The sequence below is a fragment of the Roseomonas sp. BN140053 genome (assembly GCF_047690175.1).
GTDB lineage: Bacteria > Pseudomonadota > Alphaproteobacteria > Acetobacterales > Acetobacteraceae > Roseomonas.
Genome location: NZ_JBLLEB010000011.1, coordinates 26,521 through 50,006, shown reverse-complemented (window position 1 = coordinate 50,006; position 23,486 = coordinate 26,521). Strand labels below are relative to the sequence as shown.

Here is a 23,486-nt window from a genome sequence, read left to right as displayed (position 1 = left end):
AACAACTTCGCCCCGGGATGCCAATGGGTTTGCCCGATCTCCGCACGATGCTGCAGCCCGGACGGGCGATCGCATGTCCCGGTGTGTATGACGCCTTCTCCGCCGCCCTGGCCGAGCAGGCCGGCTTCGAGGCGCTCTACCTGTCCGGCGCCAGCATCGCCTACAGCAGCCTCGGCGCCCCCGATATCGGCCTGGTCTCGGTGACCGAAGTCGCGGAAGTCCTCGCCCGCATCCGCGAGCGCGTGTCGCTGCCCGTGGTGGTGGACGGCGACACCGGCTTCGGCAACGCGCTCAACGTGCAGCGCACCGTGCGCCTGTTCGAGCGCGCCGGGGCCAGCGCCATCCAGATCGAGGACCAGACCTTTCCCAAGCGCTGCGGCCACCTGCGCGACAAGCGGCTGATCCCCGCCGCCGAGATGGCGGGCAAGATCCGCGCCGCCCTGGACGCGCGCGAGCACGCGCTGATCGTCGCTCGCACCGACGCCATCGCAGTGGAAGGCTTCGAGGCCGCGCTGGACCGCGCCGAGTTCTACGCCGAGGCCGGCGCCGACATCCTGTTCATCGAAGCCCCCGAGGACCTGGCGCAGATGGCCGCCGTCGGCCGCCGCTTCGGCGACCGCCTGCCGCTGCTGGCCAACATGGTGGAGGGCGGCCGCACGCCGATCTCCTCCGCCGCCGAACTCGGCGCCATGGGCTACCGCATCGCCATCTTCCCCGGCGGCACCATGCGCGCCGTGGCGCATACGCTGCTGGCCTATTTCGCCTCGCTGCGCGAGCACGGCACCACCGACCCGTTCCGCCCCCGCATGCTGGACTTCGCCGCGCTGAACGGCGTGCTGGGCACCGACGCCATCCTGCGGGACGCCGCGCAATACGAGCCGGAAGGCTGAGCATGGACACCGTCACCCTCGCGGTTCTCAAGGGCCGGCTGGAACAGATCGCCGACGAGATGGACGCGACCCTCTTCCGCGCCGCCTTCAACCCCACCATCGCCGAGGCGCACGACGCCTGCCACGGCCTCTACGATCGCTCCAGCGGCGCCACCCTGGTGCAGGGCAAGTCCGGCCTGCCGATCTTCGTGGGCGTGATGGCCTTCGCCACCAAGGCCGTCATCGACAAATTCCCCGACGCCGCCGCCGGCGACGTGTTCATCTTCAACGACCCCTATCTCGGCGGCACGCATCTTTCCGACTTCCGGCTGATCGCACCCTATATGCGCGACGGGCGGGTGTTCTGCTGGCTCGGCTCGGTGGGCCACTGGCACGACGTGGGCGGGCCGGTGCCGGGCAACTACAACCCCGCCGCCACGGAATACTTCCAGGAGGGCGTACTGATCCCGCCCGTGCGGCTGATGTCGGGTGGCAAGCTGAACCGGGACATCCTGGACATCATCCAGGCCGCCTCGCGCCTGCCGGACGTGGCCTATGGCGACATGCAGGCGCAACTCTCGGCGCTGGAACTCGGCCTGGGCCGCCTGGATGCGCTGCTGGACGAGTACGGCGGCGACACCGTGGCCGAAGCGCTGGACGAACTCCGCGCCCGCGCCGCAGCCCAGATGCGCGCCGCCATCGCCGCTCTGCCGGACGGGCAGTGGAGCCAGGAGGACTTCCTGGACAATGACGGCCGCACCGACGTGCCGCTGCGCATCGCGGTCGACATCACCAAGTCCGGCGAGAGCCTGACCCTGGACTTCTCGCGCTCCGCCCCGGCCTGCGCCGGCCCTGTCAACATCAGCCGCGCCACCTCGGTGGCCAGCGTCTACGTGGCGCTGAAGCACCTGTTTCCCGAGGTCCCCGCCAATTCCGGCGTGCTGGACCCGATCACCGTGGTGGTGCCGGACGGCTCGCTGCTGGACGCGCAGCGCCCCCGCCCGGTGGGCGGCTACACCGAGACCATCCTGCGGGTGATCGACGTGCTGTTCTCCGCCTTCGCGCGCATCCGCCCCGACGCCGCCTGCGCTAACGCCTACGGCACCATCAACGCCCTTTCCGTCACCGGGCAGCGGGCGGACGGCAAGCGCTGGGTGATGTTCTCCTTCTTCGGCGGCGGCCACGGCGGCAACCCCGAGGGCGACGGGCTGCACCACGGCAATCCCCCCATCGCCACCGCCATCATCCCCCCCGTGGAGGTGATGGAAGCCGCCTATCCCGTGCTGTACCGGCAGTGGGCGCTGCGCTCCGGCTCCGGCGGCGCGGGCGCGCATCGCGGCGGCATGGGCGCGATCTACGAGATCGAGCTGCTGGAAGAATCCGCCGAAGCCTTCGTCTTCGCCGAACGCGCCCGCTTCGCCCCCAAGGGCGTGCTGGGCGGCGGCGAGGGCGCGCTCAACCGCGTCAGCTACCAGGGCGAGCACGGCTGGGAAACGCCGCCGCTGGGCTCCAAGGTGGTGGGCGTGCCGCTGCGCCGCGGCCAGCGCATCCGGCTGGAAACCCCGGGCGGCGGCGGTTGGGGCGACCCGGCGGACCGCACCCCCGCCGACGCCGCGCGCGACGCCCGGCTGGGCTACCTGTCCCGTGAAGGCGACGCATCGTGAGCGGCGCGAGCGGCGGCCGCCTCGTGGTCGGCGTGGATGTCGGCGGCACCTACACCGACCTGTTCCTGTTCGACGAGACCACCGGCCAGGCGCGCGTCGGCAAGGTCCCTTCCACGCGCGGCCAGGAAGCCGTGGGCTTCGCCGCCGGCATCGCCGGTCTCGCGCCGCTGCCCGACATTTCCGCCATCGTGCACGGCACCACCGTGGGCACCAACGCGCTGCTGGAACGCAAGGGCGCGCGCGCCGGCCTCATCACCACCGCCGGCTTCCGCGACACGCTGGAGATGCGCCGCCGCGACCGCCGCCAGACCTGGGGCCTGTTCGGCTCCTTCCGCCCGGTGATCGAGCGCGACATGCGCCTGGAAGTGGCGGAACGCACCCTGGCCGACGGCACCGTGCTGGAAGAAGTGGATCCCGAGGAGGTCAAGGCCCAGGCCCGCCGCCTGCTGGACGCCGGCGCCCAGGCCCTGTGCATCGTGTTCCTCCATTCCTACGCCAACCCCGCCAACGAGCGCACCGCCCTGGCCGCGGCGCGCGAAGTCTGGCCCAACGCGCACGTCGCGGTCAGCAGCGACATCCTGCCCGAGATCCGCGAGTTCGAGCGCACCAGCACCGCCGCGCTGAACGCCGTGCTGCAGCCCGTGGTGGGCGGCTACCTCCACGCCCTGGACAGCAAGCTGCGCGCGGACGGCTTCGCGGGCGAGTTCCTGCTGGTGCAGTCCAACGGCGGCGTGATGAGCGTGGACACCGCCCAGGCGCTGCCCGTGCGCACCGCGCTCTCCGGTCCCGCCGCGGGCGTCATCGCCGCGGCCGAGATCGCCACCGCTGCCGGCTTCCCCGACGTCATCACCGGCGACATCGGCGGCACTTCCTTCGACGTGTCGCTGGTGGCGGGCGGCATCCCCGCGCTGGCGGCGCAGTCCACGCTGGACTTCGGCCTGGTCGTCCGCACGCCGATGATCGAGATCAGCACCATCGGCGCCGGCGGCGGCTCGATCGCCCACGTCGACGCCGCCGGCCTGCTCCAGGTCGGCCCGGAGAGCGCCGGCTCCGTCCCCGGCCCGGTCTGCTACGGCGCCGGCGGCGACCGCCCGACGCTGACCGACGCCAACGTCGTGCTCGGCCGCATCAACGCGGAGAAACCGATCGGCGGCAAGCTGGCCCGCCTGGACACCGACGCCGCCGCCCGCGCCATCGAGGCGCAGGTCGGCCAGCCGCTCGGCCTGGGTGTGATGCAGGCGGCGGAAGCGATCCTGCGCGTCGCCAACGCCCGCATGGCCGGCGCCCTGCGGCTGGTCTCCATCGAACGCGGCCACGACCCCAAGCGCTTCTCCCTGATGCCCTTCGGCGGCGGCGGCGCGCTGCACGCCGGCGCGCTGATCCGCGACGTCGGCCTGGCGCGGGCGCTGGTGCCGCGCTTCCCCGGCGTCACCTCGGCGCTGGGCTGCGTCATCGCCGACATGCGGCACGACCGCGTCCGCACCCTCAACCGCCTGCTCTCCGACCTCGACCCCGACGCGCTGCGCGCCGAGATGGACGGCACGGCCACTGACCTCTTCGCCCTGCTCGACCGCGCCGGCGTCGCCTTCACCGGCCGCGCCGCGGAGCACGAGCTGGACATGAGCTACCTGGGCCAGACCCACACCGTCGCCGTGCGCCTGCCGCTGGCCGCCGACGGCAGCGGCGCCGTGACGCGCGACAGCATCGCCGCCGCCTTCGCCGACACCTACCGCCGCACCTACGGTCGCGTGCTGGAAGGCGTGCCGGTGCGCGTGCTGAACCTGCGCTCCGCCGTGATCGGCCGCCGCCCCAAGATCGACCTGCTCAGCCTCGCCCCCGCCGCCGACGCCACGGTGGACGCCGCCCGCCGCGGCGCCCGCCGCATCTGGTTCGGCGGCTGGCACGAGGCGGTAGTCTGGGACCGCCTTTCCCTGCCCGTGGGCGCGGTGGTGCCCGGCCCGGCGGTGCTGGAACAGCCCGACACCACCATTCTGATCGAGCCGGGCCAGCAAGGCCGGGTGGACCGCTTCGGCAACCTGATCCTGGAGGAAGCCGCGTGAACCCCGCCGCCGACCCGCACGACTGGTCCGATTGCGCCCTGCTGCTCTGCGACCTGCAGAACGACTTCATCCACCCCGACGGCGCCTACGCCCGCGGCGGCCTGGCCGACCCGGAGATCGCCGCCCTGCCCGCCCGCCTGAAGCCCCTGGCGGACCGGCTGCGCGCCGCCGGCGGCTGGATCGCCGCCACCCACTTCACCCTGGTGCCCGGCCGCGGCGGCGAGCCCTTCATCTCGCCGCACCTCCTGCAGCTCCGCCCCTTCCTGCGCCGCGGCGACTTCGCCCCCAACTCCTGGGGCCACGCCACGGTGGACGCGCTGCAACCCGTGGACCTGCCAGTGGAGAAGGTCGCCTTTTCCGCTTTCTATATGAGCCGGCTGGAATGGATCCTGCACCGCGCCGGCGTGAAGCGCCTGCTGGTGGCGGGCATCGTCACCAACGGCGGCGTCGCCAGCACCGTGCGCGACGCCCATGTCCGCGAGTTCGAGGTCACGCTGCTTTCCGACGGCTGCGCCGCCTTCAGCCAGGAGGTGCACGACACCGCCGTGGCCGCGCTGCGCCCCGTGGCCAAGGTGTGCACCGTGGCCGAAGCCCTGGCCGCCCTGCCGCAAGGCTGATCCCCCGCAACCCCCGCCCCGGAGACCCAACGTCGTGCCCAAGATCCTCACGGACGAACAGGTCGCGATGTATCACCGCGACGGCTTCTCCACCGCCGTGGACGTGCTCTCCCCCGCCGAAGTCCAGCGCTTCCGCAGCTCGCTGGAAGCGCACGAGGCGCGCCTCGGCCACCCGCTGGCCTTCCCCGAGAAGTCGAAATCCTACCTGCTCTTCGACTGGGCCGACGCGCTGGTGCACCACCCCCGCGTCCTCGACGCGGTGGAGGACGTGATCGGGCCGGACATCCTGGTCTACCACTCCACCATGTGGATCAAGGAAGCCAACACCCCCGCTTACGTGCTGTGGCACCAGGACGGCACCTACTTCTTCCTCGACCCAGCCGAGCACGTCACCGCCTGGGTCGCCCTGACCGACGCCACCGAGGAAGCGGGCTGCGTCCATTTCATCCCCGGCAGCCAGAAACTCGGCCAGCTGCCGCACTACGACGCCCCCTCCGAGAACAACATGATCCGCCGCGGCCAGGGCGTGCGCGGCTATGACGACCAGGCCGGCGTGCCGGTTCCCGTGCTGGCCGGCCAGCTCTCGCTGCACAACACCAACACGCTGCACGCCTCCGGCCCCAACCGCGCCAACCATCGCCGCATGGGCTACGGCATCAGCTTCATCCCGACCCGGGTGAAGCCCACCGGCCGTTCCAAGCCCAGCGCCCTGCTGGTGCGCGGCACCGACCGCGTCAACCACTTCCTGCCGGAACAGCGCCTCCAGCGCGAAGGCAGCCCCGAGGCCGTCGCCGCGCACCGCGACGCGCTGGCCCTGTTCAACGCCCTGCAGCACGAAGGCTTCGCGCCGGCCTGACCGCGCGCCACGGGGGGAGCAACGCCATGTCCGACCGCACATCCGGGGAAACCGGCCCGGGACCGGCGCAGCACGCCCCCGCGGACGCCGACACCGCCGAGCTGGAACGCCGCCTCGAAGCCGTGCGCGCCAAGCGCGGCTACCTGCTGCCGCATCACGGCCTGATGGCCCTCTCCTCCCCCGAACTCCTGGCCGGCTACGACGCCGCCTACACCGCCATGGCGCTGCGGGACCGCACGCTGTCGCACCACGACCGCGAGTTCGTCTGGCTGGCCGTGCTGGCCGCCACCGACGAGGCCCTGGCCACCCACCACATCGCCAAGTTCCGCGGCGCCGGCGGCACGGACGAGACGGTCGCCGCTGCCTTCGCCGCCTGCGCCTGGGCCCTGGGCGGCGAGGCGCACGACTTCGCCGCCCGCGCCTGGGCCCGCCAGCTCGCCCCTTGGGACCCGCGCGCCGCCTATCTCGACGGCGTGCGCCGCCTGTCCCCCCTGCGCCTCGTCCACCTCGCGCAATGCGCCGTCCACGTCTGCCGCGCCCGCTGGCGCCTGCTGGAATGGCAGCTCGCCGCCGCCTACGCCGACGCCGTGCCCGAGGACGAGATCGCCGAGGCCCTCAGCCTGGCCATGTTCCCCGGCAGCGTGCCGCGTTTCGTGGAAGCCTGCGGCGTGTGGCGCGACCTGATCGCCGCCGGCACCCTCCCCGCCTCCCCCCGCTACCTCGCCTGGGCCCGCCTCACCGGCCAGGGCGGCTTCGACGAAGCGACGGGCCTCACGCCGGCAGGCTGAGGGGGGGGGGTCTTGGATGTTCGGGCCGGGGCCTCTGGACACCCCGCCAGGAGCTTAGGCTCCTGGACCTCATGAGCGCTCCGCGAGGAGGGGCCAAGACCGACGTTGCGCCACAAGCGAGCCATCTCCCATAGCCCCTCCTCGCGGAGCGCTAAAAGTGGGGTCCGGGGAGTTTAAACTCCCCGGCTCGGGACAAAGGCTTCGCCTTTGCCCTGGGGTCCAGGGGGCGGCGCCCCCTGGCCGACGCCTGAACACTGAAGACCACCCCCCTCAAGCAGCCGCCATGAAGTCCGCGCAGCGGTGGCCGATCAGCATGGCGGGGGCGTTGGTGTTGCCGCTGGTGATGCGCGGCATCACCGAGGCGTCGGCGACGCGCAGGCCGGCGACGCCGCGCACGCGCAGCTGCGGGTCCACCACGGCGCCCTGGTCGGCCTCCGTGCCCATGCGGCAGGTGCCGACGGGGTGGAACATCGTGTCGGCGGTGCGGGCGAGCCAGCGGTCCAGCGCCGCGTCGTCCTGTACGTCGGGGCCGGGGGACAGCTCCGGGCCGCGGAACGGGTCGAAGGCGGGCTGCGCGAAAATCTCGCGCAGCAGCCGCACGCCGCGGCGCAGCGCGTCCCGGTCGCGCGGGTCGGACAGGTAGTTCGGACGGATCGCCGGCGCGGCCAGCGGGTCGGCGCCGCGCAAGGTGATGCTGCCGCGGCTCTCGGGCCGCATCTGCGTGACGTTGGCCATGAAGCCGTGCCCCTCGCCCGGCCGCGCCGGCCCGGCCAGGCCGGGGACGCGCAGCGTGGCGGTGGTCAGGCCCGGCAGGAAGTGGCTCTGAAGGTCCGGCTCCTCCAGCCCGGGGGAGGAGCGCAGGAAGGCTCCCGCCGCCAGCGGAAAGCTCGCCGCCGGGCCGGAGCGCAGCACCAGCGCCTGCCCCAGCGCCACCGCGGCGCGGTCCAGCCGGGTCAGCGACTGCAGGGTGATCGGCTGTGTGCTGCTGTGCTCCACGCGGGCCAGCAGGTGGTCCTGCAGGTTGCGCCCGACGCCGGGCAGGTCCAGCACCGGCTCCACCCCCGCGGCGCGCAGCTCCTCCGCCGGCCCGATGCCGGACAGCAGCAGCAACTGCGGCGAGTTCACCGCCCCGCCGCACAGCACCACCTCACCGGCATGGAACACCCCGCGGCTGGTCAGCACGCCCACCGCGCGCCCCGCTTCCACGATCACCCGCAGCGCGCGTACGCGCGGCACGACCCGCAGGTTGGGCCGGTCGCGCGCGGGCTGCAGGAAGGCGCGCGCGGCGGACCAGCGCTGCCCGCCGCTGATGGTGAAGTGGTAGCGCCCGACACCCTCGAAGGGCTCGGCGTTGAAATCCGCCGTGGCGACGTGCCCGGCCTGCACCCCCGCCCGCACGAACACGTCCAGCAGCGGGTGGCGCGAACCGCCGTCGGTGATCGGCAGCGGCCCGTCGCCGCCATGCGCCGCGCTCGCCCCGCCCTGGAACCGCTCGATGCGGCGGAACGCGCCCAGCGCCTCCTCCCAGCTCCAGCCCGGCAGCCCCGCCTGCGCCCAGCCGTCGTAATCCGAGGGCCGCCCGCGCGCCCACACCATGCCGTTGATCGCGGACGACCCGCCCAGCACCCGCCCGCGCGGCCAGAAGATGCGCCGCCCGTCCATCCGCGCCTCCGCCTCGGTGTGGTAGAACCAGTTGGCGTAGCGGCTGCGCAGCAGCACCCCGGTCATCAGCGGCACGCGGAACAGCGGGTTGCGGTCGCTGCCGCCGGCTTCCAGCAGCACCACGCGCCGCCGCGGGTCCTCGCTGAGCCGCGCCGCGAGCACACTGCCCGCGGAACCGGCACCCACCACCAGGACATCCGCCCGCTCGGCCATGCAACGCCCCGATTTCTGTTCCGCGGCAGATTGCAGTTGTTCTAGGATGCGGACAAGCTGCACCCCGTTGTTCAGGGACGTACCATGATCTCTCGCCGCAACTGCCTCGCCGCAGCGGGCGCCCTCGCGACGCTGCCGCGCTTCGCCATCGCCCAGTCGGTGCCGGAACTGCAGACCATGCGCTCCACCAGCAAGGCCTGGCTCTGGCTAGGCGAGGACTACGCCCAGGCCGGCGGCTTCTTCGAGCGCGCGCAGGTCAAGGTGGTGTCCAACGCCTCCAACCGCGGCACCAACATCGCGGCGCTGGCCGGCAATTCCGGCGTGGACATCGTCACCGGCGACCCGGGCGAGCTGATGAACGCGGTGTCGCAGGATTTCGGCGCCAAGTCCTTCCTGCACTCGGTCAACCGCTACGCCTCGCACGTCGTGGTGCGCAAGGAAGTGCTGGACCGCGCCGGCGTTTCCGAGAGCAGCCCGCTGCCCGCCAAGCTGGCCGCGATGAAGGGCCTGCGCCTGGGCACCACCGGCCCCGGCGCCGCGCCGGACAACCTGCTGCGCTGGCTGGCGGTGAAGGGCGGGCTGAACCCCAACTCCGACACGCAGCTGGTGCCCATGCAGGGCGGCGGGCCCGGCATGATCGCGGGGCTGCAGCAGAAGGTCATCGACGGCTTCTGCCTGTCCTCCCCCACCTCCGACATCGCGGTGATGCGCGCGGACTGCGCCTACCTGTTCAACAACGCCACCAACCCGCCGCCCGACCTCGCGCCCTTCTGCTACATCATTGCCAGCGCCTCCACCCGGGGCTTACGCGACAAGCGCGAAGCGCTGATCCGCTACGCCACCGGCGTGTCCATGGCGCTGCGCTCCATCCGCGACGAGCCGGAAAAGTTCCGCGCTTTCGCTACCAACTTCCTGGAACTGGACCCCGCCATCGCCACCCAGGCGGTGGAGGCCAATTCCCGCATCTTCGCCACCGATCCGGTCTTCACCCCCGAGCTGTACCGCCGCAACACCGAGTTCCTCAGCGTCGCCCGCGTGTCCCAGGGCGAGCCGCCGGTGCCCGCCAGCCTGACGCTGGACCGCATCTTCGACGGCTCCATCCTGGCCGAAGCCGCGAAGCGCCTGCCGTGAGCATCTCCGTCCGCGGCGTGCGCAAGCTCTACGTGTCCCGCCGCCGGGAAACCCTGGCGCTGGACCGCGTGGACCTCGACATCGCGCAGGGCGAGTTCGTGGCCTTCGTCGGTCCCTCCGGCTGCGGCAAGTCCACGCTGATGAACATGGTGGCCGGTATCCTGCCGATCACCGAGGGCACCATCCTGCACGACGGCCGCCCGGTGCAGGGCATCAACCAGAACGTCGGCTACATGACCCAGGCCGACGCGGTGCTGCCCTGGCGCACCGCGCGCGACAACGTGGAGCTGCCGCTGCGCCTGCGCGGCACGCCGCGCGCCGAACGCGTTGCCCGCGCGGAGCGGATGCTGGAAACCGTGGGCCTCACCGGCTTCGGCAACGCCTTCCCGGCGGAACTCTCCGGCGGCATGCGCAAGCGCGTGGCGCTGGCCCAGCTACTGGCCTACGGCCCCAAGACCCTGCTGCTGGATGAGCCCTTCGGCGCCCTGGACGCGCAGCTCAAGCTGGTGATGCAGGAATTGCTGCTGCGCATCTGGGAACGCGAGAAGCAGACGGTGATCTTCGTCACCCACGACCTCGGCGAAGCGGTGACGCTGGCGCAGCGCGTGGTGGTGTTCAGCGGCCGCCCCGGCCGCATCAAGTCCATCGAGACGATCGACCTCCCCCCCGGCCCCCGCGACGTGTTCCGCGTCCGCTTCGACCCGGTGTTCGAGTGCACCTATTCCCGCCTCTGGGACGCCCTCGCCCCCGAGATCCGGCGCGAGGAGGAGTTGGCGGCATGAGCGGCGTCGCGCAGCAGGCGGCCACCCTGGGCGGCGAGGTCCGCGCCTCCACCCCCGCCACCGCCGCCCTGGCCGCGGCCGATACCCGCCACCGCTGGTTCGTGCTCGCCGCGCGGCTGGTGGTGGGCGTGGTGTTCGTGTCCCTGTGGTACGCCGCCTCCGGCAACTGGATCGACACGCTGCTGATCTCCTCGCCTGACCTGGTGGCGACGCGGCTGTGGCGCTGGCTCGTGGACGGGACGCTGTGGTTCCACCTGTCCATCACCCTGCTGGCCACGGTGCTGGGCTTCACCATCGGCGGCACCGTGGGCTTCGTGTCCGGCCTCCTCTTCGGCCGCTACAACACCTTGGCCGAGATCTTCGATCCCTACATCAGCGCGCTCTACTCCATCCCCAAGATCGCGCTGGCGCCGCTGTTCATCATCTGGTTCGGCATCGGCATCGAGAGCAAGGTCGCGGTCTCCGCCGCCATCGTGTTCCTGGTGATCTTCCTCAACACCTACGCCGGCGTGCGCGAGGTCAACCCGCTCTACGTCCACACCACCCGCATCATGGGCGGCGGCGAAGCGGCGGTGCTGCGCCACGTCATCATCCCCTCCGCCGCGGCCTGGGTGATCACCGGCCTCAAGGTCTCCGTCCCCTACGCCCTGGTGGGCACGGTGATCGGCGAGTTCATGTCGGCCAATCGCGGCATCGGCTTCCTGATCAGCCAAGCCACCGGGCTGTTCAACACCACCAGCGTCTACGCCGGCATCATCGTGCTGGCGATCGTCGGCGCGCTGATCAACACCGGGCTCAAGCACCTGGAGAACTGGGTGCTGCGCTGGCGGCCGTGACGCAGGAGGGGGAGAAGGAATTCTCCCCCTCCCGCACCCTCCCCCTCATCTTTTTTCAGGACGCTGCCGCGGTCTCGGCTGCGCCGTGGGTCACGCCGGAGGGCTAAGCCCTCCGGCGGCTGCAGCCGCAGCCCGCGCTGCGAGAATAATCTTCTCGGGGCCACAGCGCCCGACGTCGCCGCCGAAACCGCGGCAGCGTCCCAGAAAAAGATGAGGGAGGGTATCGGGAGGGAGAATTCCTTCTCCCTCCCGGGCCACCCTCACCCCGCCGTCCCGAACGGCCCCAACCCCGGCGTTTCCGCCCAGACCCGGTACCGCGGCGACGGCACCACCTCCCCCGCCACCATCAGCCCGTGCCACACCCGGCAGGCATCCACGAACTTGTTCACCCCCGTGGGCCAGATCACCAGGCTGAGCGCCTCGGCCAGCTTGTCCTCCGGCACCCCCGCCTCGTAGGCGGCGACCACATGCGCCGCGACCCCTTCCTCGCAGCCCAGCGCCGCCTGCGCCGCGCCCAGCGCCAGCAGCACCGTGTCCCACGGCACCGCCGCATCGCCGCCGCACAGCGCCCGCAGCCCGCGCAGGTAGGCGTCGCGCGCCGCGATCCCCGGGAAGAACCCGCTCCAGTGGTGCCCCACGAAGCCGAAGCCCGCCGCCGCCCCGGCATAGCCCACGGCGCGGAAGGCGATCTCCGCCTGTGCCTCCGTGCCGCCGTGGCGGCGGAACAGGTCCAGGTGATGCGTCCCGATCGCCTCCCGCGTGGCCAGCAGGATCGCCAGCCAGCAGAACTCCTTCTCGAAGGGCGAGAGGTGCCGGTCCGCCAGCGTCAGCGCCGCGTACATCGCGTTGTAGGCGGCGTGCAGGTCGGGCATCCCCGCCGCCATGGCGCCGTGGTGTTCCAGCACGAAGCCGCGGTTCGCGCGCAACGCGTCCAGCCGCGCCCGCACCTCCTCCACCGAGGGGATCTCCGGCCCGCCGCTCATGCCGCGGTCACCCCGCCATCCACCACCAGCACCTGCCCGGTGATGAAGGACGCCGCCTCCGACAACAGGAAGCGGATCGCCGCGGCGCTCTCCTCCGGCCGCCCGAAGCGCCCCAGCGGAATCGCCTCCAGCAACCGGCGCGACCGTTCCGCATCGCCCCGCGCCACCGCCGTCATCGGCGTCGCGGTCGGCCCCGGCCCCACCGCGTTGACCCGCAGCCCGCGCGGCGCCAGTTCCAGCGCCATCGCCCGCACCAGCCCGTTCACCGCCGCCTTGGACGCCGCGTAGGCTGCCGCCCGCGGATGCCCCACCAAGCCGATCTGGCTGGACACCAGCACCATCGACCCCGCGCCCCCCGCCAGCATGGCGCGGCCGCATTCCCGCGCCACCGCGAAGGCCGCATGCAGATTCACGTCCAGCACCGCGTCCCAGTCCGCCCGTTCCGTATCCAGGGCGCCGCGCAGGTCGAACACGCCGGCCGAATACACCAGACCGTCCAGCCCCCCGCCCAGCGCCGCCACCGCCCGCGCCACCAGCGCCGGGATCGCGCCGAGGTCTCGCAGATCGGCCAGCAGCACCCGCTCCTCCGGCAGGATCGCCAGCAGCCCGTCCCGCTCCGCCGCCGTGCGCACCACGGCCACGCAGCGCGCCCCGTCCGCCACCGCCGCTTCCACCACGCTGCGCCCGATCCCCGATCCACCGCCGGTCACCAGTACGCGCCGGTCCCGCAGCGTGTCGCTGCCCATCACCAAGAACCCGCTCCTTCACCGCGACGGGTGCGGACGATGCCGCCAGGTTGTATGCTTGACAAGACATATCCCAGGCACGGAACCTCGCTCCGCCAGCGGGAGAAGCGCGATGCAGCGGGTTGTTTTTGCATGACGGTGCTGATCTCCGGCGGCACCGGCTTTGTCGGCCTCAACCTGGCCGAGGCGCTGCTGGCGCGCGGCGAACGCGTGGTGCTCTTCGCCCTCGATGCCCCGCCCGAGGCCGCGCTGCGCCGCTTCCGTACCCTGCCCGGCACCCTCCTCCCCGAACGCGGCGACATCCGCGACACGGCCGGCTTCGCGGAGTGCCTGCGCCGCCATCAGGTGGACCGCCTCTTTCCCTTCGCCGCCGTCACCTCCGGCCCCGACCGCGAGCGCGAAGCGCCGGAGCGCGTGCTGGAGGTGAACCTGCTCGGCGTCGTGTCGCAGCTGCGCGCGGCGCGCGACGTCGGCATCCGCCGCGTCGTCGCTCCCTCCTCCTCCGCCGTTTACGGCGAAAGCTTTTACACCCCCGGCCCGATGCGCGAGGACGGGACGCCGCCGGTGCCGATCAGCCTCTACGGCATCAGCAAATACGCGCTGGAACGCACGGCGCTGCGCCTGGGCGCGCTCTGGGGCCTGGACGTGGTGGCGGCGCGCATCGGCGCCCTGTTCGGCCCCTGGGAGCGCGACACCGGCCTGCGCGACTCCCTCAGCCCCTTCTGGCAACTGGAACAGGCCGCCCGTGCCGGCCGCGAGGCCGTGCTGCCCGCCGAGCTCCCACCCTATGGCTGGGTCTATGCCCGCGACGCCGCGGCGGCCCTGCTGCACCTGCTGGACCTGCCGCCCGCTCCGGCGGATCGCGTGTTCAACATCTGCTCCGGCGACACCCGCTCCGACCTGCTGCCGGGCTGGTGCCGCACGCTCGCCATCGCCCATCCCGGCTTCCGCTGGCAGCAGTCCGACGACCCCGCGGCCTGCACGATCCGCCTCAACGAGACCCGCCCGCGCGCCGCCATGAGCATCGAGCGCCTGCGCGCCACCGGCTGGGAACCGCGCTTCCCGCCGGACCGCGCCTTCGCCGACTTTCTCGCCTGGTCGCGGGAAGGGGACGCCTAGCACCCTGCCTTCCCGCGCCCGGCCGGCTCAGGCAGGAATGCGCCTGCCGACACCAGCATCGGCAGGCACCAGCAAGGGAAGCGTCTCCTGAACTCCCCCCACTAGTTGGACTTCAGCCGGTCGGCGAGGCGTTCCGTGTTCTGGCTCTCCATCACCGCGGCGTACTCCTCGCCCAGGATGATGCGCAGGGCACTCTTGGCAACCAGGGCGTTGCGGTACTCGCCCTCGGTCGCCTGGAACATCAGCGTGGCGGCGGCCTGGTTGCGATGAGCGCCGCGGGTATGGCGGAGAAACTTGTAGATGCCCTTGGCCCTGCGCTTCACCTGATCGGCGGCCGTGACGGTGACGCCCAGCCCCGCACCGGCAATCGCGCCCCCAGCCCCGCCGACCAAGGTGCCGAGCACCGGGACCACCGATCCCAGGGTGGCGCCGGTGGCCGCGGCCGTGATCTGCAGCGCGGCCTGGGCCCCGGCAATGACGACCTTCCGGCTCGCCTTGCTGTGCTTCTTGCCGCGCACGAAGAGGATCGCCTTCTTGAGGTCGTGCTGCCCGATGTCGCTGCCGTCGTAGCTTTCGCCCCGCGACTGGAAAGCCGTCTGCAACAGGTCGTCCAGTTCGCGCGCCTTGGTCTCGGCCGCGACCGCCGAAAGGGCGTTGCCGCTTCCGGCGACGAGGTGGCCGGCCGCCAGTTTCAGGACGTTTCGCGCCGTATAGGTCGTGTTCGGCATCGGGTCGTTTCCTTCCTTTGTTGATCCCGGGCTGTTTCACCGGGCCTGGTCAGGGGGGCAGCCAATCGCGGCAGGCAGTGGCAGCAGGCTGGTGCCGTCGGGCATCCCCACGGCACCTGCGCCAAGGGCCACGAAGGGGACGACACACGTCTCAGACCATGTGCTCGGAATGTCATTCTACTCACGATAGAGTAACTAAAGCTTGCACAACTTTTCTGCGACCGATGCATTTCCCCAGATATTCCATGTCGGCAGCCGGTGATTTCTGGGTTTCCCAGGGCGATCGAGCCCAGGATCGCCGCGGTCACCTCCGTCGGCACCAGCGACTGTGAGCGGCGGAGCGATCGCCTCCTGCCGGTGCCCAAGGCGGCCCCGGGGCCTGCCACTGATGGGCGGCGCAGGCCAGTTCCCTGCCCCGGCCGGTTCCGCCCGGCGGTCACGTCTCGGCTAGATCGGGCGAAAACCCGGCGCTGCGCCGGGCTTCCCTGAACCCTCGGGCGCCCGCGGCCGTTCTGCCTCCCCCAGGCCGATCAGGCACCAGGGCGCAACGGCCGGATCCCCGCGCACCCGTCGGGCGGCCCCGCCATGCCCCTGCCCCGCGGCCCCCACCCCGATCCTTCCCGCGATGCTGCTCCGCAAGGGACGGTGTTTCGGGCCAAGCAGCAGCCAAAGGACCAGCGACCATGAACAACACCGAAACGCCGCTGTCGCGACGCAGCATGGTCGGCGCTGCCGCGGCGGGCGCGGGCATGGTGGCGGCCGCGGCCGTTCAGCCCGCCAATGCCCAGACGGCCACGGCCCAACCCGGCGCCACCCAGCCGGGCACGGCGCCTTCCGGCACGGCCCAGCCCGGCGCGCAGGCGACCGCCCCTGCCCCGCGCCCCGACCCGCGCAGCCGCTTTCCCAAGCCGCCCTTCCCCGAACAGACCCAGCCCTGGCCGGGCCTGGCCGGCCGCATGAACCCGCGCCCCGACCATGGTGAGACCAGCTATCGCGGCTCCGGCCGCCTGGCCGGCCGCAAGGCGCTGATCACCGGCGGCGATTCCGGCATGGGCCGCGCCGCCGCCATCGCCTATGCGCGGGAAGGCGCCGACGTCGCCATCTCCTACCTCCCCGACGAGGAGCCCGACGCGCGCGAGGTGATCGACCTCATCCGGCGCGAAGGCCGCATCGCGGTCGCCCTTCCCGGCGACATCCGGGACGAGGCGCATTGCCGCCAGATGGTGGCCGCCGCCGTGCAGCAGCTCGGGGGGCTGGACATCGTGGTCAACAACGCCAGCCGTCAGCAGCAGCGCGCCAGCCTGGAGGACATCTCCTCCGAGGATTTCGACGCCACCATGAAGACCAACGTTTACGCCATGTTCTGGATCACCAAGGCCGCGCTGCCGCATCTGCAGCCCGGCGCCACGATCATCCAGACCACCTCCGAGCAGGCCTACGACCCTTCCGCCAATCTGGTGGACTACGCGCTGACCAAGGCGGCGGAGATGAACTTCACCAAGTCCCTGGCCAAGCAGCTCGGCCCCAAGGGCATCCGCGTCAACGGCGTGGCGCCGGGCCCGATCTGGACGCCGCTGCAGGTGTCGGGCGGCGCGACGATGGAGAAGCTGAAGAGCTTCGGCGGCGAAACCCCGCTGGGCCGCCCCGGCCAGCCGGTGGAGCTCGCCTCCATCTACGTCCAGCTCGCTGCGGCGGACGCCAGCTACGCCACCGGGCAGATCTACGGCGCCGCCGGCGGCAGCGGCCAGCCCTGACGCCACGCGAAGCGCGCCCGGGTTCCGCCCGGGCGCGCGTCCGACATGTCAGCTTCGGCCGAAAGTGGCAGATTCGCGCGGAAGTGGCAGATTCGCGGGTAATTGCCACGCGCACCCGGGCGGGCCGCACCGAGGCCTGCCAGTAATTTCTTGACAAAACAATGGCTTGCCTGCCAGGACCGGCCCTGCCAGCGCCCGATTCATGACTGTCCGGCGGGGGCCCGGGTAAGGAAGTAAGATCGTAAGGAAGTAAGGCGGACCCGCCGCTTCGCCCGGCGGCAGGGCTCCTCAGGCCAGCAGCACTTCCAGCGTCACCCCGCAGCGCGCCACCACGTCCTTCTTGTCCAGGTCCGGCCCGTGCGCCTCGTTGCCCTGCTTGTGGCGGAGGTCGCGCACCGTGTCCCGCCGCAGCAGCACCAGCACGTCCGTGCTGTCCACCAGCGCCATCGGGAATTCGTGCCAGGTGCCCAGGTGCAGCGCGAAGCCGGCGCTGCCGTCGAACACCAGCGCCCGCAGCGCATCCAGTTCGGGCAGTTCCGCCTCCGGCGTGGGCGGCGCCAGCACCAGCAGCATCGGCCGCCCGCCGAGGGGGATAAAGGTCTGGGTGTGCAGGAAATGCCGCTCCAGCCAGCTCACCCGCAGCGGCCGGCGGTGCACGGTGGCGACGGAGACGTCCAGCGTGTCGTCCGTCACGAAGCCGCCCGGCTTCCGCAGCGCCACGGCCTCACCGTAGAAGCCGCTGCCGGAAGCCGGCACGGGCGCGGCCGATCCGAGCCAGGTGCCGAGCGCGGCGGTGTTCTCCGGCGTCGCGCGTTCCGCCCGCAGGTGCCGCGTCCCGCTCATGCCCCGGCCTCCGCGTCCGGGTCGCGCCAGAAGGGCGCGCGCCGGCGCTGCACCGCCAGCAGTTCCTCGTCGAAGGGCGGCAATTCGTAGCCCAGCGGCTGCGGTGGCCGCGCCTCGTAGCCCGTGACGCGTTCGATCACAGCGCGCACCGCGGGGTCGGTGTAGTAGGCGATATAGGCCAGGGTCACGACGCGCTCGAAAGCCTCCGGCTCCGCAGCTTCCACCGCGCGCAGCGTCGCCTCGTCGCCGCGCCGGAATCCCGCCGGCAGGGCACCGAGCAGCCGGTTCAGCGCAGCCCCCGCATCCGGCGCCGCATCCACGTCGCGCCGCATCTGCGCCGAAACGCTGTCGCCGGCGGGCCAGTCGTCCTCGCCGGGCAGCAGGGTGGCCAGGACCTCGTCCAGCGGGTCGGTCATGCGGCGGCGCGCTCCAGGCGGTTGGCCAGGGCATCGGCGGCGCGCAGCGCCACTGCCTGGATGGTGGAGGTGGGGTTCACCGCCCCGGCGGTGACGAAGACGCCGCCATCCACGGCCAGCAGCCCGGGCACCCCGTGCACCCGGCCCACCGCGTCGGTGACGGCGCGCGCGGGGTCCTCGCCCATGCGCGTCGTGCCCAGGAAGTGGAAGCCGGCGGCGGCCACCAGCGGATTGACGGAAACGCCCGTGGCCCCCGCGGCGCGCAGCACCTCCGAGGCACGCGCCACGCCGTGCGCCAGCATGCGGCGGGTGTTCTCGCCCACGCGGTAGCGCAGTGCCGGGGCGGGCAGCCCGTCGCCGTCGCGCAGCTGCGGGTCCAGCGTCACGCGGTTCTCCGGGTCCGGCAGGTCCTCGGTGGTGACGGTCAGGCTGACGCTGTGGGTGAAGGTGGCGGCGAAGGCGTCGTGGTGGCCGCGGCCCCAGGGCACCCGCGCCATGTAGCCGCCCAGCGCCGTCTGCACCGGGCCGCCGCCGCGCGTGGCCTGCATCTGGTAGCCGCGCAGGAAGCCGCGCGACGGGTCGCTCTCCACGAATTCCTGCGAGAACAGGGCGCAGGCGAAGGGACCGCGATGCCCGTCCAGCCGCTCCGGAAACAGGCCGGTCACCATGGCGGTGGGGTGGTGCATCAGGTTGCGCCCCACCAGGCCGGACGCGTTGCCGAGCCCCTCCGGGTGCCGCTCACTCGCCGAGCACAGCAGCAGCCGCGCCGTGCCCATGCCGTTGGCCGCCATCACCACGGTGCGCGCCGGCAGGAAGCGCCGCTCGCCGCCGCGGCTGTAGAGCAGGCCGGCCACGCGCCCGGTGGCGTCCAGTTCCACCCGCAGCACCCGCGTGCCGCTGCGGATCTCCGCCCCGGCGGCGAGAGCGGGGCGGCCGTACACCACGTCCGCCGAGGCGCGCGCCAGGCGCGGGCAACCGACGCCGCAGGGGCCGCAATTGTTGCAGGCCTCGCGCCCGTCCCGCGGCGCGGTGCAGATCGCGGCGTCGGAGGGCCACCAATGCCAGCCCAGCCGGTCGAAGGCGCGCGCCAGCCGCGCCGGGCCCGGCCCCAGCGGCAAGGGCGGCAAGGGCCGCGCCGGGCGTGGCGGGTTGGCCGGGTCGCCGGCGAGGCCGGACACGCCCGTCATCCGGTCGTTGAGGTCGAACCAGGGCTCCAGGTCGCGGTAGGCGATGGGCCAGTCCTCGGCCACGCCGTCCAGGCTGCGCACGCGAAAGTCGGACGGGCGCAGGCGGGGAAAATGCGCGCCCCAGCGCAGCGTGGCGCCGCCCACGCCGCTATAGGTGGCCGGGCGGATCTCCGTGCCCAGCACGGCCACGGGGTAGTCGGACGGCAGACGGCGGATGTTGGGGTCGGGGTGGAAGCGGCTCTGCAGCGCGCGCTCCCAGTCCATCTCCAGGCTGGGCGCCGGGCGCTGGTCCACCACCTCGCCCTGTTCCAGCACGGCCACGCGCAGCCCGCGCCGCGCCAGCGTCCAGGCCACGGCGAGGCCGGAAGCCCCGGCGCCCACCACGGCCACGTTGCAGCCGGCATCGCGCTCCGCCGTGGCCGTGGCCGTGGCCGGCATCAGGCGATCCGCAGGTCCACCCAGCGCTCGTGCTCATCCGGGTGCGGCACCCAGCCGGAGATGGCGGGCGACATGCACTCGAAGGTCTGCGGATACACGGTGAGGAGCCAGGGCGCGTCCTCCATCCAGATCCGCTGGGCGTCGCGCATCAGTGCGTCGCGCCGGACCGGGTCCATGGTCACCTTGGCCTCGTCGACGGCGGCGTCCAGGGCAGGGTTCTTGTAGCGGGCGCGGTTGGACACGCCGTTGGAATGCGCCATCAGCGACATGCTGTAGACGGGGTCCAGCACGATCGGCCCGTCCTCGAAGGTGAAGAAGGGCAGGTCCTGCCGCCCCGGCGCCGAGCGCCCCCGCATGTCGGAGCCGGTGATGCGCTGCAGCCGCGCATTGACGCCGACCTGCTTCAGCTGGTCGGACACCTGGATGGCCATCGGCTCCTCCCACCAGAAGATGTCGGAAAAGTTCAGCTCCAGGTCGAGACCACCGCCATGCCCGGCCTCGGCCAGGAGGGCGCGCGCCCTGGCAGGGTCATAGGCGTAGGCGAAGAAGGAGGGATCGTAGGATTGCAGGATCGGCGGCACGATGCTGAGCGCATCCGTGCCGGTGCCCAGCAGCACGGCCTGCCGCAGCTTGTTGCGGTCCAGGGCGAAGTTCAGCGCCCGGCGCACGCGGACGTCGTCGAAGGGCTTCATCGCGCAGTTCATGCGCACGGAGGAGATGGCGCGGCCGGGAACGTCCTGCACCTTGACCCGCCGGTCCTTCTGCATCTCCGTCACCTGCTGCACGTTGGCGCGGTCGATCCACTGCACCTGGCCGCTGCGCAGCAGCGTCACGCGCGAGGCGGCGGAGGGCACGGCGCGATACACCACGCGGCTGAAGAAGGGCTGGCCGCGGAAATAGTTGGGATTGGCGGTGAACACGGCCTGCTGCCCGGACAGCACGGATTCCACCTGGTAGGCCCCGAAGCCGGCGCTGTTGCTCTCCAGCCATTTCAGCGCCCAGGGATCGTCGGGGGTGGCGTGCTTCTTGACCTCGGTGCTGTCGTAGATGCCGGGGGTGTAGAGCGTCAGGGCCGAGAGCAGGATGGAGGACGGGGCGGAGAGGGTGAACTCCACCTCCCGCTTGGACAGCGCCTTGACCGCCGTGACGTTGGCGGCGCTGGCGATAAAGGCGCCGGTGCGCTTCTGCGCGAAGCTCTTGTTCCAGCCCCATTCCACGTCGGCCGCGGTCAGCTCGTTGCCGAAGGGGCTGCGCACGCCCTCGCGCAGGGTCAGCACCCAGCGCTTGCCGTCCTCCGAGGTGGTCCAGCTCTCGGCCAGGTGGCCCTCGATGCGGCCGGGGTCGAGATAGGTGCGGCCGTTGCGCTCGACGCGGGCGTAGCGCGTCAGCCCCTCGTAGATCTGCGTGACGCTTTCCTGCGTGCCCGGGCGCAGCGCGTCGCCGTCGAAGCCTTCCGGCGTGCCGGGCGCGGCCAGCAGCAGCGTGCGCGCCTGTTGCGCCTGCGCTTCCCGGCTGGTGATCGGCAGGAAGGCCGCCGTGGTGGCGGCCGTGCCGGCCAGGAGCGTTCTGCGGCCGAGGGTCATCCAACATCTCCTGTGCAGGGCAAGCGGGATCGGGCCGGGCGGGCCGCAAACGGAAGCGGGGGTGGGCCGCGGGTTTTCCGGCCTGCGCCCGAGGAAGCACAGCAGCTCACTGCTTGTCAGGTCAATAGATCAACTGCGAGACTTCGCCGTACAGCAGCAGGGGGCGTGGCGGCGCAGCCGCCGCGAAAGGCAGGATGTCGCAGGCGCTGCCCGTTCCGCAGGCGTCCTTCCCCGGCGAGGCGCGCTTCCCGCAGGTGTTCCGCCCGCTGCGGCTCGGCCCGGTGACGCTGCGCAACCGCATCTTCGTGCCGGCCCACACCACCAACTACGGCGAGGACAACCTGCCGACGCAGCGGCACCTCGACTACCACCGGGCGCGCGCCGCGGGCGGGGCGGGGATGATCGTGTTCGAGGGCATCCGCGTCCATCCGTCCAGCCTGGGACGGCGTCAGGGCGTCAATGGCTACGACCCCGCCTGCGTCGCGCCTTTCAACCGCATTGCCCGCGCCGTGCAGGCGGAAGGGGCGAAGCTGTTCGGGCAGATCATCCATCTCGGCCGCCACATCGACGGCAACTACGCCCGCACCGCCGCCTGGTCGGCCAGCGCCGTGCCCTGGACCACCACGGCGCCGCCGCCGCATCCCATGACGGCGGCCGAGATCGCGCTGGTGGTGGAAGCCCATGCCGCCGTGGCGCGCCACCTGGAGGAGGCTGGGCTGGACGGGGTGGAGGTGACGCTGGCGCACGGCCACCTGCTGCAGCAATTCCTCAGCCCGGCCGTGAACCGGCGGGAGGACGCGTATGGCGGCACGCCGGAGAACCGGCTGCGCTTCGCGCTGGACGCCGTGCGCGCCGTGCACGACGCGGTGGGCGGGCGCATGGCGGTGGGCGTGCGGCTCTCCGCCGACGAGTTCCTGCCGGGTGGGCTGGACCTGCCGGCGATGCAGTGGGTGGTGCAACAGCTCTGCGCCGCGGTGCCGCTGGACTTCGTGAACGTGTCGCATTCCGCCTATCACGGCAGCGCCACCATCAGCACGCAGATGGCCGACATGGCCTTTCCGCGAAACAGCTTCCACCACCTGCCGCGTGGCATCGCCGCGGCACTGCGCGAGGACAGGCGGGAGGTCCCGGTCTTCGCCGTGTGCCGTTTCCGCAGCGTGGCGGAGGCGGAAGCAATGCTGGCCGACGGCGTGGTAGCGGCGGTGGGCATGGCCCGCGCACACATCGCCGACGCTGCGCTGGTGAACAAGGCGCGCGACGGCCGCGAGGCGGACATGCGCCCCTGCCTCGGCTGCAACCAGGGCTGCGCCGGCTTCCTGGCGCTGTCGCTGCCAATCACTTGCCTGAGCAACCCCACCGCGGGGCGCGAAGCGGAATGGCCGCTGCCGGCGCCGGCGCTGGACGGGAAGCACCGCAGCATCGCGGTGGTGGGCGGCGGCCCCGCCGGGCTGGAAGCGGCGGCGGTGGCAGCGACACGCGGCCACCGGGTGGTGCTGTGGGAAGCGTCCGACCGGCTCGGCGGGGCGCTGCTGCCCAACGAGCGCATGCCGCTGCGCCGGGACATGCTGCTGCTGCTCGACGCGCAGCGCCATGCCCTGGACGCCTCGGGCGCGACCTTACGCCTGGGTGAACGGGCGGAAGCCTCAGCGATCCTGGCGGGTGGCTTCGACGCCGTGCTGCTGGCCACCGGCGCCCGCCCGGCGGCGGCCATCCTGCCCGGCGGCGGCACGGCGCTGACGCTGGAAGCGGCGCTGGCCGATCCGGAGGCACTGGGCCGCCGCGTGGCGGTGCAGGACGTGCTGGGCTCCTGGGCGCTGGCGGGCCTCGTGGAGTGGCTGGCCAACACCGGGCGGCAGGTGATCCTGCTGGCGCCCACGGGATCGCCGGGCTGGCAGGTCAACATCTATTCCTCCTTTGCCTGGCGGCAGCGGCTGCGCGACCGCGGGGTGCGCATCCTCGGGCTGCACGCCGCCCAGTCCTTCCGCCCGGGGCTGCTGGCGGCGCAGGACCTGTCCACCGGGGAGGCGGTGGAGTTCGCCGGGGTGGACAGCCTGGTCGCCCCCGCCCCCGCCGTGCCGGAGGACGGGTTGCTGCGGCAGCTGGAGGCGGCACCGGGCGCACCCGAGCTGCGGGCGATCGGCGACTGCGTGGCCGCCCGTTCCGCCCTGGAAGCGGTGTTCGAGGGCCATCAGGCCGGGCGCACCCTGTGAA

20 protein-coding genes are annotated in these 23,486 nt (G+C 72.4%); 12 read left to right on the top strand and 8 right to left on the bottom strand.

Translation table 11 applies throughout. The features are described 5' to 3' along the window. Positions 1 to 23: 23 nt before the first annotated feature. The 6 genes from ACLIBK_RS12585 to ACLIBK_RS12560 are packed head-to-tail and all read left to right on the top strand — an operon-like array spanning position 24 to position 6,854. Positions 24 to 890, top strand: a complete 867-nt coding sequence (locus ACLIBK_RS12585; RefSeq protein WP_415387607.1) for an isocitrate lyase/PEP mutase family protein — start codon at positions 24 to 26, stop codon at positions 888 to 890. A 2-nt stretch (positions 891 to 892) separates the two neighbouring features. Then, positions 893 to 2,533: a hydantoinase B/oxoprolinase family protein gene (locus tag ACLIBK_RS12580; RefSeq protein ID WP_415387606.1), complete on the top strand. Its 1,641-nt coding sequence runs from the start codon at positions 893 to 895 to the stop codon at positions 2,531 to 2,533. Continuing rightward, on the top strand, positions 2,530 to 4,593 hold the full coding sequence (locus ACLIBK_RS12575; protein WP_415387605.1) for a hydantoinase/oxoprolinase family protein: 2,064 nt from the start codon (positions 2,530 to 2,532) through the stop codon (positions 4,591 to 4,593). Before ACLIBK_RS12580 ends, ACLIBK_RS12575 begins: the two co-directional genes overlap by 4 nt. After that, complete coding sequence (locus tag ACLIBK_RS12570) at positions 4,590 to 5,210, top strand: cysteine hydrolase family protein (RefSeq protein ID WP_415387604.1); 621 nt, start codon at positions 4,590 to 4,592, stop codon at positions 5,208 to 5,210. The genes ACLIBK_RS12575 and ACLIBK_RS12570 overlap by 4 nt, the downstream gene beginning before the upstream one ends. 34 nt (positions 5,211 to 5,244) lie before the next feature. Next, positions 5,245 to 6,066, top strand: a complete 822-nt coding sequence (locus tag ACLIBK_RS12565) for a phytanoyl-CoA dioxygenase family protein (protein ID WP_415387603.1) — start codon at positions 5,245 to 5,247, stop codon at positions 6,064 to 6,066. Between the two features lie 26 nt (positions 6,067 to 6,092). After that, complete coding sequence (locus tag ACLIBK_RS12560) at positions 6,093 to 6,854, top strand: carboxymuconolactone decarboxylase family protein (protein ID WP_415387602.1); 762 nt, start codon at positions 6,093 to 6,095, stop codon at positions 6,852 to 6,854. 270 nt (positions 6,855 to 7,124) lie between these two features. Here the strand turns inward: ACLIBK_RS12560 and ACLIBK_RS12555 are convergent, their stop codons facing one another. Then, entirely contained in the window at positions 7,125 to 8,729 is a 1,605-nt protein-coding gene (locus ACLIBK_RS12555; RefSeq protein ID WP_415387601.1) for a GMC family oxidoreductase, read from the bottom strand. An 84-nt stretch (positions 8,730 to 8,813) separates the two neighbouring features. Between ACLIBK_RS12555 and ACLIBK_RS12550 the strand changes: the two genes are divergently transcribed. From ACLIBK_RS12550 to ACLIBK_RS12540, 3 genes are read left to right on the top strand one after another with little or no spacing between them, the layout of a single operon-like run. Then, positions 8,814 to 9,860, top strand: a complete 1,047-nt coding sequence (locus ACLIBK_RS12550; RefSeq protein WP_415387600.1) for an ABC transporter substrate-binding protein — start codon at positions 8,814 to 8,816, stop codon at positions 9,858 to 9,860. Next, on the top strand, positions 9,857 to 10,642 hold the full coding sequence (locus ACLIBK_RS12545) for an ABC transporter ATP-binding protein (protein ID WP_415387599.1): 786 nt from the start codon (positions 9,857 to 9,859) through the stop codon (positions 10,640 to 10,642). Before ACLIBK_RS12550 ends, ACLIBK_RS12545 begins: the two co-directional genes overlap by 4 nt. Continuing rightward, a complete protein-coding gene (locus ACLIBK_RS12540; protein ID WP_415387598.1) occupies positions 10,639 to 11,478 on the top strand; it encodes an ABC transporter permease in 840 nt (279 codons plus the stop codon). Before ACLIBK_RS12545 ends, ACLIBK_RS12540 begins: the two co-directional genes overlap by 4 nt. 260 nt (positions 11,479 to 11,738) lie before the next feature. Here ACLIBK_RS12540 and ACLIBK_RS12535 read toward each other — a convergent pair whose 3' ends face one another. Together ACLIBK_RS12535 and ACLIBK_RS12530 are read right to left on the bottom strand one after the other, a co-directional pair. After that, complete coding sequence (locus tag ACLIBK_RS12535; protein WP_415387597.1) at positions 11,739 to 12,461, bottom strand: carboxymuconolactone decarboxylase family protein; 723 nt, start codon at positions 12,459 to 12,461, stop codon at positions 11,739 to 11,741. Next, positions 12,458 to 13,207 (bottom strand): SDR family NAD(P)-dependent oxidoreductase, encoded by a 750-nt coding sequence (locus ACLIBK_RS12530; protein WP_415387694.1) that lies wholly within the window; start codon positions 13,205 to 13,207, stop codon positions 12,458 to 12,460. Before ACLIBK_RS12530 ends, ACLIBK_RS12535 begins: the two co-directional genes overlap by 4 nt. Before the next feature lie 132 nt (positions 13,208 to 13,339). Between ACLIBK_RS12530 and ACLIBK_RS12525 the strand changes: the two genes are divergently transcribed. Next, positions 13,340 to 14,326, top strand: a complete 987-nt coding sequence (locus tag ACLIBK_RS12525; RefSeq protein WP_415387596.1) for an NAD-dependent epimerase/dehydratase family protein — start codon at positions 13,340 to 13,342, stop codon at positions 14,324 to 14,326. Between the two features lie 101 nt (positions 14,327 to 14,427). Here the strand turns inward: ACLIBK_RS12525 and ACLIBK_RS12520 are convergent, their stop codons facing one another. Then, on the bottom strand, positions 14,428 to 15,054 hold the full coding sequence (locus ACLIBK_RS12520; protein WP_415387595.1) for a hypothetical protein: 627 nt from the start codon (positions 15,052 to 15,054) through the stop codon (positions 14,428 to 14,430). Between the two features lie 683 nt (positions 15,055 to 15,737). Here ACLIBK_RS12520 and ACLIBK_RS12515 point away from each other — a divergent pair. Then, positions 15,738 to 16,808 carry an SDR family oxidoreductase gene (locus ACLIBK_RS12515; protein ID WP_415387594.1) on the top strand — a complete coding sequence of 357 codons (1,071 nt, stop codon included), beginning with the start codon at positions 15,738 to 15,740 and terminating at the stop codon, positions 16,806 to 16,808. Positions 16,809 to 17,096: 288 nt separating this feature from the next. On the opposite strand, the gene ACLIBK_RS12510 is transcribed toward ACLIBK_RS12515, so the two are convergent. From ACLIBK_RS12510 to ACLIBK_RS12495, 4 genes are read right to left on the bottom strand one after another with little or no spacing between them, the layout of a single operon-like run. Next, the gene (locus tag ACLIBK_RS12510) at positions 17,097 to 17,651 is read right to left on the bottom strand and encodes an ureidoglycolate lyase (protein WP_415387593.1); all 555 of its coding nucleotides are present in this window, start codon (positions 17,649 to 17,651) and stop codon (positions 17,097 to 17,099) included. Beyond that, positions 17,648 to 18,067, bottom strand: a complete 420-nt coding sequence (locus tag ACLIBK_RS12505) for a hypothetical protein (protein WP_415387592.1) — start codon at positions 18,065 to 18,067, stop codon at positions 17,648 to 17,650. Before ACLIBK_RS12505 ends, ACLIBK_RS12510 begins: the two co-directional genes overlap by 4 nt. Continuing rightward, entirely contained in the window at positions 18,064 to 19,692 is a 1,629-nt protein-coding gene (locus tag ACLIBK_RS12500; RefSeq protein ID WP_415387591.1) for a GMC family oxidoreductase, read from the bottom strand. Before ACLIBK_RS12500 ends, ACLIBK_RS12505 begins: the two co-directional genes overlap by 4 nt. After that, the gene (locus ACLIBK_RS12495; RefSeq protein WP_415387590.1) at positions 19,692 to 21,275 is read right to left on the bottom strand and encodes an ABC transporter substrate-binding protein; all 1,584 of its coding nucleotides are present in this window, start codon (positions 21,273 to 21,275) and stop codon (positions 19,692 to 19,694) included. The genes ACLIBK_RS12500 and ACLIBK_RS12495 overlap by 1 nt, the downstream gene beginning before the upstream one ends. A 194-nt stretch (positions 21,276 to 21,469) precedes the next feature. On the opposite strand from ACLIBK_RS12495, the gene ACLIBK_RS12490 reads away from it, so the two are divergent. Next, on the top strand, positions 21,470 to 23,485 hold the full coding sequence (locus tag ACLIBK_RS12490) for an FAD-dependent oxidoreductase (RefSeq protein ID WP_415387589.1): 2,016 nt from the start codon (positions 21,470 to 21,472) through the stop codon (positions 23,483 to 23,485). Position 23,486: the final 1 nt, after the last annotated feature.

Bases quoted from the DNA above. Each gene is read 5' to 3' on its own strand.
- ACLIBK_RS12585 (WP_415387607.1), top strand. From the start codon at position 24: ATGGGTTTGCCCGATCTCCGCACGATGCTGCAGCCCGGACGGGCGATC.
- ACLIBK_RS12580 (WP_415387606.1), top strand. From the start codon at position 893: ATGGACACCGTCACCCTCGCGGTTCTCAAGGGCCGGCTGGAACAGATC.
- ACLIBK_RS12560 (WP_415387602.1), top strand. From the start codon at position 6,093: ATGTCCGACCGCACATCCGGGGAAACCGGCCCGGGACCGGCGCAGCAC.
- ACLIBK_RS12555 (WP_415387601.1), bottom strand. From the start codon at position 8,729: ATGGCCGAGCGGGCGGATGTCCTGGTGGTGGGTGCCGGTTCCGCGGGC.
- ACLIBK_RS12550 (WP_415387600.1), top strand. From the start codon at position 8,814: ATGATCTCTCGCCGCAACTGCCTCGCCGCAGCGGGCGCCCTCGCGACG.
- ACLIBK_RS12540 (WP_415387598.1), top strand. From the start codon at position 10,639: ATGAGCGGCGTCGCGCAGCAGGCGGCCACCCTGGGCGGCGAGGTCCGC.
- ACLIBK_RS12535 (WP_415387597.1), bottom strand. From the start codon at position 12,461: ATGAGCGGCGGGCCGGAGATCCCCTCGGTGGAGGAGGTGCGGGCGCGG.
- ACLIBK_RS12530 (WP_415387694.1), bottom strand. From the start codon at position 13,207: ATGGGCAGCGACACGCTGCGGGACCGGCGCGTACTGGTGACCGGCGGT.
- ACLIBK_RS12525 (WP_415387596.1), top strand. From the start codon at position 13,340: ATGACGGTGCTGATCTCCGGCGGCACCGGCTTTGTCGGCCTCAACCTG.
- ACLIBK_RS12520 (WP_415387595.1), bottom strand. From the start codon at position 15,054: ATGCCGAACACGACCTATACGGCGCGAAACGTCCTGAAACTGGCGGCC.
- ACLIBK_RS12515 (WP_415387594.1), top strand. From the start codon at position 15,738: ATGAACAACACCGAAACGCCGCTGTCGCGACGCAGCATGGTCGGCGCT.
- ACLIBK_RS12510 (WP_415387593.1), bottom strand. From the start codon at position 17,651: ATGAGCGGGACGCGGCACCTGCGGGCGGAACGCGCGACGCCGGAGAAC.
- ACLIBK_RS12505 (WP_415387592.1), bottom strand. From the start codon at position 18,067: ATGACCGACCCGCTGGACGAGGTCCTGGCCACCCTGCTGCCCGGCGAG.
- ACLIBK_RS12500 (WP_415387591.1), bottom strand. From the start codon at position 19,692: ATGCCGGCCACGGCCACGGCCACGGCGGAGCGCGATGCCGGCTGCAAC.
- ACLIBK_RS12495 (WP_415387590.1), bottom strand. From the start codon at position 21,275: ATGACCCTCGGCCGCAGAACGCTCCTGGCCGGCACGGCCGCCACCACG.
- ACLIBK_RS12490 (WP_415387589.1), top strand. From the start codon at position 21,470: ATGTCGCAGGCGCTGCCCGTTCCGCAGGCGTCCTTCCCCGGCGAGGCG.